We start from the raw sequence: 16,885 nt of genomic DNA, 5'->3' as shown, positions 1-16,885 counted from the left end.
GGGAACGAAGGAAAACTCAGACGTCGATGGCTTCGCGGTCGACTCGGCCGGAGGACTCGACCAGCCAGTTGCGGCGAGGCTCGACCTTCTCGCCCATCAGCAGCTCCAGCGCCAGCTCGGCGGCTTCCGCGTCGTCGAGGGTGATCCGGCGGACCGAGCGGGTGGCGGGGTTCATGGTGGTCTCCCACAACTCCTCGGCGTCCATCTCGCCGAGGCCCTTGAACCGCGGCACCGGGGTGACGACCTGCTTGCCCGCCGCCTCCAGCTCGGCGACCTTGGCCTCCATCTCACGCTGGGTGAAGGTGAAGACCGTCTCGCCGCCGCGGCCCTTGGTGGTGATCTTGTGCAGCGGCGGCATGGCCGCGTACAGCCGGCCGTCCTCGATCACCGGGCGCATGTACTTGGCGAACAGGGTGATCAGCAGGGTCCGGATGTGCGAACCGTCCACATCGGCGTCGGCCATCAGGATCACCCGGCCGTAGCGCATCGTGGACAGGTCGAAGGTGCGCCCGGTCCCCGCGCCGAGCACCTGCACGATCGAGGCGATCTCGGCGTTCTTCAGGGTGTCGCCCAGCGACGCCTTCTGCACGTTGAGGATCTTGCCGCGCAGGGGGAGGAGGGCCTGATACTCCGAAACTCGTGCCATTCTGGCCGAGCCGAGGGCGGAATCCCCTTCCACAAGGAACAGCTCGCTACGGGAAACGCCGGTGGTGCGGCAGTCCACCAGCTTCGGGGGCATGGCCGCGCCTTCCAGGGCGGTCTTGCGGCGGGCGGCGTCCTTCTGCTGCTTCTGGGTCAGCCGGACGCGGGCCGCGTCGACCACCTTCTGCAGGACGACCTTGGCCTCGGACTTGGTCTTGCGGTCCTCGGTCCAGGCGCGCAGGCGTTTGTCCACGATGCCCTGGATGACGCGGGTGATGCCGGCGGTGGACAGTTCGTCCTTGGTCTGCGAGGTGAACTGCGGCTCCGGCAGCCGCACGTGGATCACCGCGGTCATGCCTTCGAGCGCGTCCTCGGTGGTCGGCGGGTCCTCCTTGGGCTTGAGCAGCCCGCGGGTCTTGCCGATCGCGTCCTGCAGCGCGCGGGTGACCGCGCGGTCGAAGCCACGGCGGTGGGTGCCGCCGTGCAGGTTGCGGATGGTGTTGGTGAAGCACTCCACGGTGCGCTCGTAGCCGGTGCCCCAGCGCAGCGCGACCTCCACCTCGGCGTGGCGCTCCACATTGGACTGCATGACCCCGTTGGCGTCGGCGGCGTTCTCCTTGTAGGTGCCTTCGCCGGTGATGATCAGCGTGCCGCACACCGGTTTCTCGCCGGACGGGGCGAGGAACTCGACCATGTCGGCCAGCCCGTTCGGGAAGTGGAAGGTCTCCTCTTCGATCGTGTCGTCGAGGGCGGTGCGCAGGACGTAGGTCACGCCGGGTACCAGGAACGCGGTGTTGCGCAGCTTCGTCCGCACGGCCTGCACGTCGAGCGCGGCGCCGGTCTCGAAGTACCGCGCGTCGTACCAGTACCGGATGGACGTGCCGCTGCGTTCGCCGCGCTTCATCCTGCCGGCCATGGTCAGGCCGGAGCGGCGGGTGAACCTGGCTTTCGGGCCGGGACCGTCGAACTCGCCGGGCACGCCGTGCGCGAACGACATCTGGTGCACTTTGCCGCTCTGCTTCACCGTGACGTCGAAGCGGTGCGACAGCGCGTTGACCGCGGAGGCGCCGACCCCGTGCAGGCCGCCGGAGGTCTTGTACCCGGAGCCGCCGAACTTGCCGCCCGCGTGCAGCCGGGTGAGCACCAGTTCGACCCCGGACAGGCCGGACTTGGCGTGCACGCCCGTCGGGATGCCGCGGCCGTTGTCGTCGACCTGCACGCTGCCGTCGGCGTGCAGGGTGACCACGATGCGGTCCGCGTGCCCGGCCACGCCCTCGTCGGTCGAGTTGTCCACGACCTCGGAGAACAGGTGGTTGATGCCACGGCTGTCGGTGGAGCCGATGTACATCCCGGGGCGCTTCCGGACCGCTTCCAGGCCCTCGAGGTGCGTCAGGTCGTCGGCCCCGTACAGAGTCTCAGCAGTCACGAGGTCGTTTCTCCCGGATCGAGGCGAAGTACAGGGGGGAGCCCGGCGCCGGAGCGTGGCTCCGGGCCGACACCGTACTGCAGGATATCCGCACCCACCGACACGAACCGCTGGCTCCGGTCCGGAACGGGTGACCGGAGGTGGCCTGGGTCACGCCGGGGGACCCCGGGAATACCTCTTGCGCGCGAGTAGTTGACCGGGCAAGTAAGCTGGGAGCAACGAACGAGCGGCGGAGGAGCGCATCATGCAGTTCGGCATCTTCACGGTGGGTGACGTCACCACGGACCCCACCACCGGCGTCACGCCGTCGGAGCACGAGCGCATCAAGGCGATGGTGCGGATCGCGCTCAAGGCCGAGGAGGTCGGTCTGGACGTCTTCGCGGTCGGCGAGCATCACAACCCGCCGTTCGCGGCGCCGGCCAACCCGCCGGTGCTGCTCTCGCACATCGCCGCGCAGACGAAAAAGATCGTGCTGTCCACTTCGACCACGCTGATCACCACGAACGACCCGGTGCGCCTCGCCGAGGACTACGCGATGCTGCAGCACCTCGCGGACGGGCGGCTCGATCTGATGCTCGGCCGCGGCAACACCGGCCCGGTGTACCCGTGGTTCGGCAAGGACATCCGCGAGGGGATCCCGCTCGCGGTCGAGAACTACGCGCTGCTGCACAAGCTCTGGCGCGAGGAAGTGGTCGACTGGGAGGGCAGGTTCCGCACCCCGCTGCAGGGTTTCACCTCGACCCCGCGCCCGCTCGACGGCGTGCCCCCGTTCGTCTGGCACGGTTCGATCCGCAGCCCGGAGATCGCCGAGCAGGCGGCGTTCTACGGTGACGGGTTCTTCGCCAACCACATCTTCTGGCCGACTTCGCACTTCCAGCAGCTGATCGCGTTCTACCGGCAGCGTTTCGAGCACTACGGGCACGGCAAGGCCGATCAGGCGATCGTCGGGCTCGGCGGGCAGGCCTTCATCCGGCCCAAGTCGCAGGACGCGTGGAACGAGTTCCGGCCGTACTTCGACAATGCGCCAGTGTATGGACACGGACCGTCGCTGGAGGACTTCACTGAGCAGACCCCGCTGACCGTGGGCAGCCCGCAGGAGGTCATCGACCGCACGCTGACCTTCCGCGAGCACTTCGGCGACTACCAGCGTCAGCTGTTCCTGATGGACCACGCCGGTCTGCCGCTGAAGACCGTGCTGGAGCAGCTCGACCTGCTCGGCGAACAGGTCGTTCCGGTGCTGCGTAAGGAACTTGACGCGAAGCGCCCGGCGCATGTGCCGGAGGCGCCCACGCACGAATCGCTCAAGGCCGTACCAGCCGAGTCACTCGCCTGAAGCCGCCGAGTTCTCCAGGAAGAAGGACGGACATGACCGTACGCACCATCGCCGTGGTCACCGCGGGGCTGAGCCAGCCGTCGTCCACACGGCTGCTGGCCGACCGGCTCGCCGACGCCACCCGTGCCGCGCTCGCAGACGAGGTCACCGTCGAAGTGATCGAGCTGCGTGACTTCGCTCTCGACGTCACGAACAACATGATTGCCGGCTTCCCGAGCCCACGGCTGCGCGAAGCGATCGACACCGTGACGCGCGCGGACGGGCTCATCGCCGTCACGCCGGTGTTCACCGCTTCGTACAGCGGCCTGTTCAAGTCGTTCTTCGACGTGCTGGACAAGGAAGCGCTGGAAGGCAAGCCGGTGCTGCTTGCCGCGACCGGTGGTACGGAACGGCATTCGCTTGTACTCGACTTCGCGCTACGGCCGCTCTTCGCTTACCTTCGCGCGAATCCGGTCGCGACGGGCGTGTACGCAGCGTCGTCGGACTGGGGCGGGGCGTTGCAGGAGCGAGTGGAGCGTGCCGCGAAGGAGCTGGCTGCGCTGGTGAACGCCATGCCCGAAGCCAAGCCGGACGACGAGTTCACGTCGGTCCCGTTCGCACAGTTGCTCGCGGGAAACTGAGCTCGCTGGGCGTTTCCCGGCCGGACCGGGCACACTGGGCCGAAACGGACAGTGCGGAGGAGGTCCGATGAGCGTCGGCAGATCGGTGAAGCAGGTGATCGCGGCCGTGGCCGGTGGTCTGCTGGTGATCGTCGGGGCGGTGCTGCTGGTGCTGCCCGGACCGGGAATGCTGCTGGTGCTCGCGGGGCTGGTCGTGCTGGCTTCGCAGTTCCCGGCGCTGGAGCGGTTCGTGGACCCGGTCCGCAGGCAGGCGATGAAGGCCGCCGAGGAGAGTGTGGCCTCGCCTCTGCGGATCGCCGGTTCGGCGCTGGCCGGGCTGGCCCTGATCGCCGCAGGGATCGTCTGGGGGACGGTCCGCAGCCTCCCGTTCAGCAGCTGGAGTGCCGGAACCAGCCTGATCCTGTCCGGGCTGATCATCTTCGCCCTGCTGATCTGGAGCTATCGCCGGGTGCAGGCGCGCCAGGAACAGCTGTGAAGGGACCCTTCACGGACTCAGCGTCCGTGAAGGGTCCCTTCACAGCTTTGGGTCAGGAGGCGTAGAGGGTCTTCACCTCGGCTGGGGTCAGGGCGCGGTCGTAGAGGTGCACCTGGTCCACGGCTCCGTTGAGGAAGTCGACCGGCTTGCCGCCGTACTGGCCGCGGCCGATCACGGTGTGCCCGGTGCTCGCCTCGCCGAGGCAGGCGTTCTTGCTCGCGGCCTCCTGGCCGTTCACGTAGAGCGACAACTTGCCCGTCGCCGCATCACGGACACCGACCAGGTGGTACCACTTGCCCGCTTCCGGCGTCATCGGGGCAAGTGCCCGGGTACCGACGAAACTGAACGCCAGCTTGTGGTCCTGTCCCGAGTACTGCAGATAGAACCCGCTGTGGTCGCCGCCGTCCTGGCTCACCACGGTCTGGAAACCGTCGCCGAGCTGAGTGAACTTCACCCAGGCCGAAACGCTGTAGCCGACGTCGGTCTTGAGCAGCGACGCACCGGTGTCCGCGTACTGGCCCGAACCGTTCACCGCGAGCGCTGAGCCCTGGTGCCCGGCGGTCCAGGAGGCTCCGCCGACGAGCGTCGCGTTGTGGTTGCCGACCGAGTCCGCGGCCGTGGTGCCGGTGTTTTCGTCGAAGGGATAGGCGGCGATACCGTCGATTCCCGGTGTGCCGGGCGGGATCACCGGGCCTTGCTGCGCGGAGCCGTCCACGCCCTTGATCACGGCCTGAGTCGCCGCACGCACGGCCGCGAAGTCCATCTTCTTCACCTGACGGTCGTAGGTGAAGAAGCCGTTGACCTCCTTCTCCACGTCGGTGGTCTGGGTGTAGACCCCGGCCGACACCCCGCACCGGCGGCCGGCGAGCAGGAGCTTCTGCTGCAGTTCGCCGTACCGGCGGATGAGCGTGGCGCTGTCCGGCTCCATCTCGTAGGCGAAGCTGCCCGCCGGGTCGAACTGGTGCCCGTCGACCTTGAGGCCGAGCCCGCCGTACTCACCGTCCACCGCGGCCCGGGAGGCGTCCGGGACGGGCGTGCCCGGACCTGTGTAGGTGTGGTCGTCGTAGAGGTCGCCCTTGCCACTGTCCGGTTCGGACCGGCAGCAGTTCACCCCGGATTCGGCGTCCACCAGCCGGGTCGGATCCCAGGCCTTGACCTGATCGGCGATCCGGCCCACGGCGTAGTCGCCCCAGCCCTCGTTGAACGGCACCCAGGTGACGATGGACGGGAAGCTGCGGTGCTGGTCGATCATCCGGTGCATCTCGGATTCGAAGTTGGCCTGCGCGGCCGGGCTCGGCTCGACGTCGTCCTTCATCGCCGGCATGTCCTGCCAGACCAGCAGGCCGAGCTTGTCCGCGTAGTAGTACCAGCGGTCCGGCTCCACCTTGATGTGCTTGCGCACCATGTTGAAGCCGAGCGCCTTTTCCTGCTCCAGATCGAACTTCAGCGCCGAATCGGTCGGCGCGGTGTAGATGCCGTCCGGCCAGAAGCCCTGGTCGAGTGGACCCAGCTGCATCACGAACTTGCCGTTGAGCAGCATCCGCTGCTTGCCGTCCGCGGTCTTGCCGACCGAGACCGAACGCATGCCGAAGTACGAGCGCACACTGTCCCCTGAGGACAGTCGCACCTGCAGGTCGTACAGGAACGGATCGTCCGGCGTCCACAGGTGCGGCTTGGTCAGCTTGAGCCGCAACGGTTTGTTCGCTTCACCGGACACCTGGCCGACCACCTTGCCGTGGTCGTAGGCGACCGCGTCGACGCGCTGGCGGGCCGGGCCGCCGACGGCCGCGTTCACCAGCACCGAGCCGGAAGCCAGGTCCGGCGTGGTGTCCACCCGGTCGATGTGCGCCGGGCTCACCGGTTCCAGCCACACGGTCTGCCAGATGCCCGAGGCCGGGGTGTAGAAGATCCCGTCGCCCGGCTTGCGCTGCTTGCCCAGCGGCTGGCCGCCGGTGTCGTTCGGGTCCTGCACGCCGACCACGATCTGCTGGTCCTTCGCCGTGGTCAACGCGTTGGTGACGTCCGCGGAGAACGCGTCGTAGCCGCCGGTGTGGTGGGCGACCTGATGGCCATTGACCCATACCGTGGTGTCGTAGTCGACCGCCTGGAAGTGCAGCAGGAGCCGCTGGCCGCGGCCGCCCACCTGCCAGTTCTTCGGCACCTGAAAGGTGCGCTTGTACCACATCGAGGTCTCGTGCCGCATGATCCCGGACAGCGCGGATTCGACCGGGTAGGGGACGAGGACGCGTTCGGCCAGATCACGGCCGACCGGCGGGGAGTCGCCGGGCTTGGCCGCGGAGAACTCCCAGACTCCGTTGAGGTTCTGCCATTGGTCGCGGGCCAGCTGTGGCCGGGGATAGTCCGGCAGCGCGTTGTCCGGGGAGACCTGGCCGGTCCACGGTGTGGTCAGCGGCGGGGTGAGCCGGTGCCACCGCGGTGGGCCGGCCGCCGAGGCGGCGGGTGCGTTCGACAGCCCGGCGACGACCACGGCGAGTGCCGCGAACGCCGTGGCCCATCGGCCGGGTCTGCGGGCAGGGCGGAACATTCGTCGTACCTCCTGGTGCGGGGATGAGCCGGTCAGGACTTGCGAGAACGGGCCAGTAGCCGCTGGATCACGACGACGACCAGCAGGAAAGCCCCGCTGACCACCGTCTGGTAGTTGGCGTCGAGGGTGCCTACCTGGTTGATCATGTTCTGGATCAGTGTTTTGAGTCCGACGCCGACGAGGGTGCCGATGATCGTGCCCGCGCCGCCGGTGAGCAGCGTGCCGCCGATCACCACCACGGAGATCGCGTCGAGTTCGGTGCCGACGCCGAGCACCGTGACGCCGGATTGCAGGTACGCCGCGGTGAGCACGCCGGCCAGCCCGGCCAGCACGCTGCTGAGCGTGTAGAGCGCGACCTTGGTGCGGGCCACCGGCAGCCCCATCAGCAGCGCGGACTGCTCCGAACCGCCGATGGCGAACACGGACTGGCCGAACCTGGTGCGGCGCAACAGCACCCCGCCGAGTCCGAAAAGGAGCAACGCGAGATACACCGGCACGCCGACGCCGAAGACGGTGCCCTGCCCCAGCCACAGGAACGCCGAGCCGGGCTCCACTTTGTACGTTGTCGCGCCTTCGTTGGTGAGCGCCAGCAGGAGACCGCGGGCGAACAACAGCGAAGCGAGCGTGACGATGAACGGCGCCATTCGCGTCCGCGCGATGAGCAGACCGTTGATCAGCCCGATCAGTCCACAAACGACAATCGGCAGCAGGATCGCCATGACCAGCCCGTAGCGCGAGCCGTACGCGGCCAGCACGCCGCCGAGCGCGTAGACCGAGCCGACGGACAGGTCGATCCCGCCGGAGATGATCACGAACGTCATACCGAGCGCGATCACCGCGAGGAAAGAGCCCTGCAGCACCAGGTTGCGCAGGTTGTCCACCGTACCGAAGTGCGGGAAGGCGAACCACGACACGACGATGCCGAGTACCAGTACCACCGCGGCGCCCTGGCGCTGCAGCACAGTGGCCACGCTCGCCCCGCGTTCCGACGGCGCGGCGGTGGTCGCGGTCATCGCGTGCTCCGTTCCCTGGCGACGTACACCGCGGCGACGATGATGGCGGCCTGCACCATCTGCGCCGCGGAATCGGGCAGGTTGTGCTTGATCAGCGTGGCGTGCACCAGCTGCATCAGTAGCGCGCCGAACACGGTGCCGAGTACGCGTACCCGGCCGCCGGTCAGCGGAGTTCCGCCGACCACCACCGCGGTGATCGCGGACAGCTCCATCAGCAGCCCCGTTTGGTTGGGGTCACTGGCGCTGAGCCGGGCCGTGGCCAGCACTCCGGCGATCGCGGCCAGCGCGCCGGAGATCACGTACACCCCGATCAGCACGCGCTTGACCGGCAGCCCGGCGAGCGTCGCGGCCGGGCGGTTGCCGCCGACCGCGACCAGCTGCCGGCCGAACGTGGTGCGCCGCACCAGCAATCCGGCCAGCACCGCGAGCACCGCGGCGACCAGCACCATCACCGGGATGCCGAGCACCTCGCCGGTGCCCAGCGCGAGGAAGTCCGCGTTGTGCAGCCCGACGAGCTGGCCGTGCGCGATCACCAGAGCCAGCCCGCGTCCGCCGACCAGCAGCGCGAGTGTCGCGATGATTGGCTGAATGCCCAGCCGGGCCACCAGGAACCCGCTGAACAGCCCGGAAACCACCCCGGCCGCGAGCGCGACCAGCACCGCCGTCACCGGTCCGGCGCCGAGGTAGAGCGGCACTAGCGCGGCGGCGATCGACATCACCGAGCCGACGGAGAGGTCGATGCCCTCGGTGCCGATCACCAGCGCCATGCCGAGCGCGACGATGCACACCGGCGCCGCCTGCACCAGCTGGGTGCGGAAGTTGGCCAGGGACAGGAAATTCTCCGTGAACGTCAGGTTGAACAACAGCAGCACCACGACGGCCAGGTATACGCCGTAGTTCTGCAGCCAGCTCGTGACGCGGGCACGGTCAGGTCTGGTCAGCGTCGCGGTCGTCATCGTCGTCACCCCCAGCGGCGATCGCGGCCAGTACGTTGTCTTCGGTCACCGCGGAGCCGCTCAGCTCGCCGGCCACCGCGCCGTCGCGCAGCACGACTACGCGGTCCGCGCCGTCGAGCAGCTCCTCCAGCTCGGAGGAGATCAGCAGCACGCCCAGACCTTCCTTGGCCAGCTCGTCGATCAGCGCCTGCACTTCGGCCTTGGCGCCGACGTCGATGCCTCGCGTCGGCTCGTCCAGCAGCAGGACCTTCGGACCGGTGGCCAGCCAGCGTGCGAGCAGCACCTTCTGCTGGTTGCCGCCGGAGAGTTCGGAGACCTTCTGTTCCGGGCTGGAAGCCTTGATCCGCAGGCGTTCCATGAAGGTCCTGACCACCCGGTCCTGTTTGGCCCGGTTGACGAAACCGAAGGTGGACAAGCGGGGGAGCGCGGCGAGCACGATGTTCTCCCGCACGGACAGGTTCGGGATGATGCCGTCGGACTTGCGGTCCTCGGCCAGCAGCGCCACGCCGGACCGCACCGCGGTGGCAATCTTCCCGCGCTTCAACGGCTTTCCGGCCAGCATCACCGTGCCGTGCTCCAGCGGGAAGGCACCGACCACCGCGCGGGCGGTCTCACTGCGACCGGATCCGAGCAGCCCGGCCAGCCCGACCACCTCGCCCGGCGCGACGGTGACCGACACATCGTGCAGCTTGCGTCCGCCGGTGAGATTCTCCGCTCGCAGCAAAGGTTCCTTCCCGGCGTGGTGCTCCTCGCCGAACGCGGTCACGCCCTCGGACCGGATCTCGCGGATCTCCCGGCCGAGCATCATCGACACCAGCTCGATCCGCGGCAACGGCTTCAATGCTCCACTATGGACAACTCTGCCGTCGCGCAGCACGGTGACGCTGTCGCACACGCGATACAGTTCGTCCATCCGGTGACTCACGTAGAGCACCGCGATGTCCTGCGCGTGCAGCCGGGCGAGCACCTCGAACAGGGTGTCCACCTCGCGTGGCTCCAATGAGGACGTGGGCTCGTCCATCACCACCACACCGGCCTTTGTGGACACTGCACGGGCGAGCGCGACCATCTGCTGCGCACCCACCGCGAGCGTGTGCAGCGGACGGCGTACATCGGTCTCGATGCCGTACCCGGCCAGCAGTTCGCGGGCCTGTTCGTTCATCGCGGACCAGTCCACGAGCCCGCTGCGGGTACGGGGTTCCCGGCCCAGGAAGACGTTGCTCGCGACGCTCATCAGCGGGACGAGGTTGACTTCCTGGTAGATGGTGGAGATCCCGGCCCGCTGCGCGTCGATCGGGCGCCGGAAGTCCACCGGCTCGCCGAGGTGCCGCACCTGTCCCTCGTCCGGCCGGTAGACCCCGGTGAGCACCTTGATCAATGTGGACTTGCCGGCTCCGTTCTCCCCGACCAGCGCGTGCACCTCGCCGCGCCGCAGCGTGAACGAGACGTCGTCCAGTGCCACCGTGCCGGGGAACCGCTTGGTCACCCCGGCCACGTCCAGCACCGGTGCGGCGGTGGTGCCGGATCGGCCGGTATCCGCCAGGGTCTGCCGGTCAGAACGCATTCCCGACCTTCTGCGCCGCGTTCGACTCGTCGTAGGCGTCGTCGCTGATCACAATGCTCGGCGCGATCGCCTTGCCGTCCTCGAATTGCTGCAAGGTCTGGAAGGCCAGCTGCCCGAACCGCGGATTGGACTCGATCACCGCGTTGTAGCTGCCGTCCGCGATCAGCTGCACCGCGTTGCGGGTGCCGTCCACGGACACGACTTTGACGTCCTTGCCCGGGTTCTTGCCCGCGGTCTTGAGCGCGTTCACCGCACCGATGCCCATCTCGTCGTTCTCGGCGTACACCGCGGTCAGATCGGGATGGCTCTGGATCAGTTGCTCGGTCACCTGCTGGCCCTTGGACCGGTCGAACTCGCCGGTCTGCTCGGCGACCACGGACAGGCCGGGCGTCTTCTTCAGCTCGTCCTTGAAACCCTGGGTACGGTCGGTGGTCACGTTGTTGCCCGAGGAGCCGAGCAGGATCGCGACCTTTCCGGTGCCGCCGGTGGACTTCGCCAGCGCGGCGGCCGCGCGGTGGCCCTGTTCCACGAAGTTGGAGCCGATGAAGGTCAGGTAGTCGGTGCACGGCTTCGAACTCACCTGGCGGTCGATGGTGACCACCGGGACCTTCTTCGCCTTCGCCGCGTCGAACGCGGGCTGCAGGCCGTCGGAGTTCAGCGGTGCCACGATGAGCAGCTGCGCGCCCCGGTCGAGCAGGGACTTGATGTCGCTGACCTGTTTGTTGAGGTCACTCTGCGCGTTCGTGGTCAGCAGGTGGTCTTCCGGAATGCCGAGTTTCCTCGCTTCGTCCTTGATGGACTGGGTCTCCGCGATCCGGAACGGGTTGGCCTCCTTCTCCGACTGGGAGAAGCCGACGATCGCGGTCTTCGGGTCCACCTTGGGGTAGCCGGTCTTGGCGATCGTGCAGCCGTCCACGACCGGCGCGGCGGACGCGGCGGACGCGGCCGGACCCGCGCCGTTGCCGGGTGCCGAGGAGGCTTCTTCGCGGCTGGTGCAGCCGGCCAGCGCGAGGGCCGCGGCGGCACCGGTGACGAGGACCAGGCGAGCGGTGGCGGTCGGGGACACTGCGGACTCCTCACGGCGGACGGCTAAGGTGACCCGCTCGCCGGCGTGATCGCAGTCACTCCCCGGCGAGCTCGCGCTATTTTTACATCGTTGGAACAACGTTGTAAACAGGGACAAGGTCGCTACACTTCGTGTCCGCCGGGGCTCGTAGTGGGCGCCGGTGGCAAGTGGAGGGAGTCGGCGTGGCCGTGACACTCAAGGACGTCGCGACGCTGGCGGGCGTTTCGGTGAAGACCGTCTCGAACGTCGTCAACGGCTACGCGTTCGTGAAGCCGGAAAACCGGCGCCGAGTGGAGGAAGCGCTGGCCGCGACCGGGTACCGGCCGAACGTCGGCGCGCGCAACCTGCGCCGTGGCCGTACCGGATTCCTCGCGCTGATGGTGCCGGAGCTGAGCATCCCGTACTTCGGCGAGCTGGCCGGGCTGGTGATCACCGCGGCACAGCGGCGCGGCTGGAGTGTGCTGATCGAACAGACACAAGGGACGCGAACCCGGGAACGGGCCACTGTGGACTCTCTCGGGTCGCATCTGGTGGACGGCGCTCTCGTGCATCCGGAAGCTCTGGAGGCCGGGGATTTTCCCGACCCCGGAACGGGAATCCCGATGGTGCTGCTCGGCGAGCACGCGGTGGACGTGGCGCTGGACCGGGTGGCCATCGACAACGTGCGGGCCGCGCACGTCGCGGTGTCGCACCTGGTCTCCCTCGGCCGCCGCAGGATCGCCGCGATCGGGGTGAACCCGCGCCGTGGCACGGCTTCACTGCGGGTCGCCGGCTACACCGCGGCGCTCACCGACGCCGGTCTGTCCGTTGTGGACTCCCTGCTGGAGCCCGCGGACAAGTACCACCGGGCGAACGGGGCGGCCGCGATGAACCGGCTGCTGGACCTGCCGGAACCGCCGGACGCGGTGTTCTGCTTCAACGACCTGCTCGCCGTCGGGGCGCTGCGCTCGGTGGCCGAACACGGCCTGCGGGTGCCCGATGACGTCGCGATCGTCGGGTTCGACAACACCGAGGAGAGCGCGTTCAGCCTGCCCTCGATCACCACCATCTCCCCGGACAAGGCGGCCATCGCGGACGCCGCCGTCGACCTGGTGCACGCCCGGATCACCGGCGCCGAGCGGACCCCGCCGCACGAAGTCCAACCTCCGTTCTCCCTGGAGATCCGGGAAAGCACCGCCGGGGGAGCGGTTCCGGGAAGGCTGTGAAGGGACCCTTCACGGTCGCAACGTCCGTGAAGGGTCCCTTCACAGCCCTGCTAGGGCGCGTCGGCGGCGGGGGTGAGGGGGGCGAGGGCGTGGAGGACGGGCGGGAGTGGGTCGCGGTGTAGCACGCCGAGTCGTTGCGTGGCGCGGGTGAGCGCGACGTACAGGTCGGACGCGCCGCGCGGGCCTTCGGCGAGGATCTTCCCCGGGTCCACGATCAGCACGGCGTCGTACTCCAGTCCCTTGGTCTCCGACGGCGGCACCGCGCCCGGCACGTCCGGCGGCCCGATCACCACGCAGGTTCCCTCACGGCCGTCCTCGTCCCGGGTGAACTGCTCGACCGCGGCGGCCAGCTCGTCTTCGCCGACCTGCCGCGACCACGGCCGGACCCCGCACGCACGGACCGAATCCGGCGGCTGCACGTCGGGGGAGAACTCGGCCAGCAAAGCCGCGGCGATGGCCATGATCTCCGCCGGGGTGCGGTAGTTCACCGTGAGCGAGCGGTATACCCAGCGGCCCGGTACGTACCGGTCGAGCATCTCGCCCCAGGACCGGGCGCCGGCCGCGCTCCGGCGCTGGGCTAGATCGCCGACCACCGTGAAGGACCGGCCGGGGCAGCGCCGCATGATCACCCGCCAGTCCATTTCGGACAGTTCCTGGGCTTCGTCGACCACCACGTGCCGGTAGGTCCAGTCCCGGTCCGCGGCGGCGCGTTCGGCCAGCTCGCGGGTGTCGCGTTCGGTGAAGTGACCGGCCAGATCCTCGGCGTAGAGCAGGTTTTCGGCGGTCAGCAGGACATCCTCGTCCAGCTCCTCCCGGTCGAGTTTCAGTACGTCCATGACCCCGGCCGCGTAGTCGGCCGCGGCCTTGCGCTCCTGTGCGGCGGCCCCTTCGGCAGCCTTGTCCACGGCCGGGTCACTGCCGAGCAGGTCGACCAGTTCGTCGAGCAGCGGGACGTCGGACACGGTCCAGGCCTCGCCGTCGGCGCGCAGCAACGCCGGATCGGCGCCGGCTGCGGCCAGTCGTTCCGGGGAGGTGTAGAGCCCGGACAGCACGGATTCCGGGGTGAGGACGGGCCACAACTCGTCGATCGTGGCCGTGAACACGTCGTCACCCTGCAGCTGGTCGAGCAGGTTCCGGCGCATGTCCTCCCAGGATTCGCGGTCGTCACGGGTCAGCCAGCCGCGGCCGATCCGCGCGATGGCGCGTTCGGTGAGCACGTAGGTGACGATATCGACGAACACCGCGCGCGCCTCGTTGTGCGGCAGGCCACTCGCGCGGGCCTCGTCTCTCGCCCATTCGGCGGTTTCGGCGTCGATCCGCACGGACACGTCGCCGAGCCCGATCGGCACCGGCGTCCGCGGGAGCCGCTGCCGATCGGCGATCGCCTTGCCCAGCACGTCCAGCATCTTCAGCGAGCCCTTGGCGCCGGCTGCCGCGTCCTCGGCGGTGACGTGTCGTCCCGGCACGAGGTCGCCGGGCGTCATGAACACCACGTCGCTCTCGCCCAGCGACGGCAGCACCCGGCCGATGTGGTGCAGGAACGCCGGATTCGGCCCGACGACGAGCACGCCGTGGCGTTCCATCCGCTCCCGCTGCGTGTAGAGCAGATAGGCGACCCGATGCAAGGCGACCACGGTCTTCCCGGTGCCCGGACCGCCTTCGATCACCAGTACGCCAGGATGGTCGAGCCGGATGATCTCGTCCTGCTCGGCCTGGATCGTCGCCACGATGTCCCGCATGCCCTCGCCCCGCGGCGCGTTGACCGCGGCGAGCAACGCCGCGTCGCCGCGCTCGTCCGCGCCCGGCCTGCCGAACACCTCGTCGGTGAAATCGAGCACGGCCCGCCCGCGGGTGAGGAATTGCCGGCGCCGCCGCATCCCTTCCGGCGTCGCCCCGGTCGCGGTGTAGAACGCCCGCGCGGCCGGCGCCCGCCAATCCAGCAGCACCGGTTCGTAGTCGTTTTCTTGATCGAAAAGCCCGATCCGGCCGAGATAGGAATGCTCTCCGGAAACCGCGTCGAGCCGCCCGAAGCACAGCCCGTTGTCCGCGACGTCCAGCCGGCGGACCTCCCGCCCCAGCGAACGCACCCGTACATCCCGCTCCAGCGGCGACTCCCCGTTGTCTCCCAACGCGGCCTGGTACTCCCGCCGCGCCCGCACCCGCTCCCCGTCCAGCCGCGCATACAGCCCGGCGACGTGCTCCTGTTCGGACCGCAGTTCCGTTTCGTACCCGTGATTTGACACGTGCCCCTCACAGTGGTTAAACTGTACTTAGTTCGGCGGGTATTCCTATTGTTCACAGGAAGACACGCCGATTTTTTATTGTCCACCCGATGTCAAGTGGCCGGGACACGGTCGTTTTCCGGACGGGGAATCCGGGTGATCAGGCCGGCGAGCCGGGAGCCGCGGAGCGGGACGAGACCACGATCCCCGGCGGCAGCGGCGACCCCGGGTTCGTGCCCGATGGCGGCCCGGCGGCCGGGTCGTCCTCCTGGGGTGGCAGGAAGGACCGGACCACGTCCATCATCTCCGAGTCGCCCGCCAGCGGTTCCAGCGCATCGGCCAGGTCACGGGAGGCTTGGCGCCGGGCTCTGCCGTAGGTTTGCATGATGGCGGCGGTCAGCCGGGCCGCGCCGCCGCGGGAGCGCAAGGCCCGGTCGTCGATGCGCAGGGCTCTCATGGCTCCATTCGGGCTCACCCGGACCGTGATCAGGCCGTCCGGGGAGGTGGCCGCGCCTTCCGCGGTGGCCAGTTTCTCCTGCAGTACCAGGCTTTTCGCCTGCAATTCCTCGATCTGGCGCTGGAAATCGGCCAGCCAATCCTCGCTCACCAGGAAAAGCTATCCATCGGGCGGTCCCGGACGGTGAATCCGAGATGGCCGCCCGGTGACGAAACCGGCCGGGCCGGGGCGCGGGTGTGGCGGCAGGGCGGTAAGAATAGGGAGATGCCGGAAGAAGTCGAGGTCGGTGCCCCGCGCACACGCAACCGGTGGGGCGAGGGTGATCGGCTGCGGGGGGAGATCCTCGACGCGGCCAGCCGGCTGCTGTCCGAACTCGACGGCGAGGACGGGCTCACCATCCGCGGCGTCGCCAGGGCGGTCGGGATCGCGCCGGCCAGTATCTACCAGCACTTCACCGATCGGGCCGCGCTCGTCGCGGGGCTGATCCGGCACGAGTTCGCCCGGCTGCGTGTGCTCATGGAGACCGCCGAGGCCCAGGTCGGCCCGGAGGACGTGGTGGGCCGCGTCCGTGCGCTCATCCACGCCTACTGCCGGTTCGCCATGGACCACCCGGGTCATTACCGGCTGATGACCGCCAACGGTTCGAGCCGCCAGTGGCCGGACGCCCGGCCAGTCGGGCCACTGGTCGAGATCCTCGATCTGCTCAACGCCGCGTTCGCCCGCTGCGGCGAGGCCGGGGTCCCGCTGCGGGTGCCCGTCGAACGGGCCGGGGTGATCGCCTTCGTCGGCGCGCACGGCCGGGTCGCGCTCTTCCACACCTCCGCCGCGCACACCGGCCCGGACGCCGTGCTGGCCTTCGCCGACGAACTCGTCGACCTCGTTTTCGCCTGAGCCACGGGCGTTTCTCCCGATTCGCCCGGCCTTTACTGGGCCGTCCCGGTGATCTTGACCCGGCTGGTGGCGAAAAGTTCACCAGCATGCCTAACATGTGTTCAGTAAGTATCCGAACAATCGTTTGGTGACTTTCTGTAACATACTGTAGGGAGGAAGGGATGTCGGAGAGCTTGTCCGACGCGCTGGACTACCCGATGGCGCGGGGACGCTGCCCGTTCGATCCGCCACCGGAACTCACCCGCCGGCTGCACGACGAACCGGTGTCGAGGGTGAAGATCTGGGACGGCAGTGAACCGTGGCTGCTCACCCGGTACGACGACAGGGTTCCGGCAAAGTCGGTGTAGAGGTCTGTGAAGGGACCCTTCACGGACTCTGAGTCTGTGAAGGGTCCCTTCACAGACCCGAAACCGGTCCGGCGCACGCCACGAGGCGGTCGCACACACCTCCGCATCGCCCACTGCCGGGTC

The 16,885-nt window shown here is 68.8% G+C and carries 14 protein-coding genes; 6 read left to right on the top strand and 8 right to left on the bottom strand.

Annotation, left to right across the window (positions count from 1 at the left end):
* Positions 1–16: 16 nt before the first annotated feature.
* Positions 17–2,068, bottom strand: coding sequence for a DNA gyrase/topoisomerase IV subunit B (locus D5S19_RS04555; RefSeq protein ID WP_120022069.1), 2,052 nt, complete (start codon positions 2,066–2,068; stop codon positions 17–19).
* A 244-nt stretch (positions 2,069–2,312) separates the two neighbouring features.
* Between D5S19_RS04555 and D5S19_RS04550 the strand changes: the two genes are divergently transcribed.
* From D5S19_RS04550 to D5S19_RS04540, 3 genes are all read left to right on the top strand, one after another.
* Positions 2,313–3,401: an LLM class flavin-dependent oxidoreductase gene (locus D5S19_RS04550; RefSeq protein WP_120022068.1), complete on the top strand. Its 1,089-nt coding sequence runs from the start codon at positions 2,313–2,315 to the stop codon at positions 3,399–3,401.
* Between the two features lie 32 nt (positions 3,402–3,433).
* A complete protein-coding gene (locus tag D5S19_RS04545) occupies positions 3,434–4,021 on the top strand; it encodes an FMN reductase (protein WP_120022067.1) in 588 nt (195 codons plus the stop codon).
* Positions 4,022–4,088: 67 nt separating this feature from the next.
* Positions 4,089–4,496 carry a PGPGW domain-containing protein gene (locus D5S19_RS04540; protein WP_120022066.1) on the top strand — a complete coding sequence of 136 codons (408 nt, stop codon included), beginning with the start codon at positions 4,089–4,091 and terminating at the stop codon, positions 4,494–4,496.
* 52 nt (positions 4,497–4,548) lie between these two features.
* Here the strand turns inward: D5S19_RS04540 and D5S19_RS04535 are convergent, their stop codons facing one another.
* From D5S19_RS04535 to D5S19_RS04515, 5 genes are read right to left on the bottom strand one after another with little or no spacing between them, the layout of a single operon-like run.
* Complete coding sequence (locus D5S19_RS04535) at positions 4,549–7,041, bottom strand: LamG-like jellyroll fold domain-containing protein (RefSeq protein WP_120022065.1); 2,493 nt, start codon at positions 7,039–7,041, stop codon at positions 4,549–4,551.
* A 32-nt stretch (positions 7,042–7,073) separates the two neighbouring features.
* Positions 7,074–8,054, bottom strand: coding sequence for an ABC transporter permease (locus D5S19_RS04530; RefSeq protein WP_120022064.1), 981 nt, complete (start codon positions 8,052–8,054; stop codon positions 7,074–7,076).
* Positions 8,051–9,010: an ABC transporter permease gene (locus tag D5S19_RS04525; RefSeq protein WP_120022063.1), complete on the bottom strand. Its 960-nt coding sequence runs from the start codon at positions 9,008–9,010 to the stop codon at positions 8,051–8,053. The genes D5S19_RS04530 and D5S19_RS04525 overlap by 4 nt, the downstream gene beginning before the upstream one ends.
* Positions 8,982–10,574, bottom strand: a complete 1,593-nt coding sequence (locus tag D5S19_RS04520) for a sugar ABC transporter ATP-binding protein (RefSeq protein ID WP_120022062.1) — start codon at positions 10,572–10,574, stop codon at positions 8,982–8,984. The genes D5S19_RS04525 and D5S19_RS04520 overlap by 29 nt, the downstream gene beginning before the upstream one ends.
* On the bottom strand, positions 10,564–11,640 hold the full coding sequence (locus D5S19_RS04515) for an ABC transporter substrate-binding protein (RefSeq protein ID WP_120022061.1): 1,077 nt from the start codon (positions 11,638–11,640) through the stop codon (positions 10,564–10,566). The genes D5S19_RS04520 and D5S19_RS04515 overlap by 11 nt, the downstream gene beginning before the upstream one ends.
* A 182-nt stretch (positions 11,641–11,822) precedes the next feature.
* Between D5S19_RS04515 and D5S19_RS04510 the strand changes: the two genes are divergently transcribed.
* Positions 11,823–12,845 carry a LacI family DNA-binding transcriptional regulator gene (locus D5S19_RS04510; protein ID WP_120022149.1) on the top strand — a complete coding sequence of 341 codons (1,023 nt, stop codon included), beginning with the start codon at positions 11,823–11,825 and terminating at the stop codon, positions 12,843–12,845.
* Between the two features lie 50 nt (positions 12,846–12,895).
* Here the strand turns inward: D5S19_RS04510 and helR are convergent, their stop codons facing one another.
* Positions 12,896–15,088 carry an RNA polymerase recycling motor ATPase HelR gene (gene helR / locus D5S19_RS04505; RefSeq protein ID WP_199730345.1) on the bottom strand — a complete coding sequence of 731 codons (2,193 nt, stop codon included), beginning with the start codon at positions 15,086–15,088 and terminating at the stop codon, positions 12,896–12,898.
* 139 nt (positions 15,089–15,227) lie between these two features.
* Positions 15,228–15,674 carry a YbaB/EbfC family nucleoid-associated protein gene (locus tag D5S19_RS04500; RefSeq protein ID WP_233573715.1) on the bottom strand — a complete coding sequence of 149 codons (447 nt, stop codon included), beginning with the start codon at positions 15,672–15,674 and terminating at the stop codon, positions 15,228–15,230.
* Positions 15,675–15,788: 114 nt separating this feature from the next.
* Here D5S19_RS04500 and D5S19_RS04495 point away from each other — a divergent pair, with 114 nt between their 5' ends.
* Both D5S19_RS04495 and D5S19_RS04490 read left to right on the top strand, forming a co-directional pair.
* Positions 15,789–16,415, top strand: coding sequence for a TetR/AcrR family transcriptional regulator (locus tag D5S19_RS04495; RefSeq protein WP_120022059.1), 627 nt, complete (start codon positions 15,789–15,791; stop codon positions 16,413–16,415).
* A gap of 161 nt (positions 16,416–16,576) precedes the next feature.
* Positions 16,577–16,762: a hypothetical protein gene (locus D5S19_RS04490; protein ID WP_233573714.1), complete on the top strand. Its 186-nt coding sequence runs from the start codon at positions 16,577–16,579 to the stop codon at positions 16,760–16,762.
* The last annotated feature ends 123 nt before the right edge of the window (positions 16,763–16,885 follow it).

It is taken from the genome of Amycolatopsis panacis, from assembly GCF_003600245.1.
GTDB lineage: Bacteria > Actinomycetota > Actinomycetes > Mycobacteriales > Pseudonocardiaceae > Amycolatopsis > Amycolatopsis sulphurea.
Note: the sequence above shows the minus strand (reverse complement) of the source record. Positions and strands in the feature narration are given on the sequence as shown.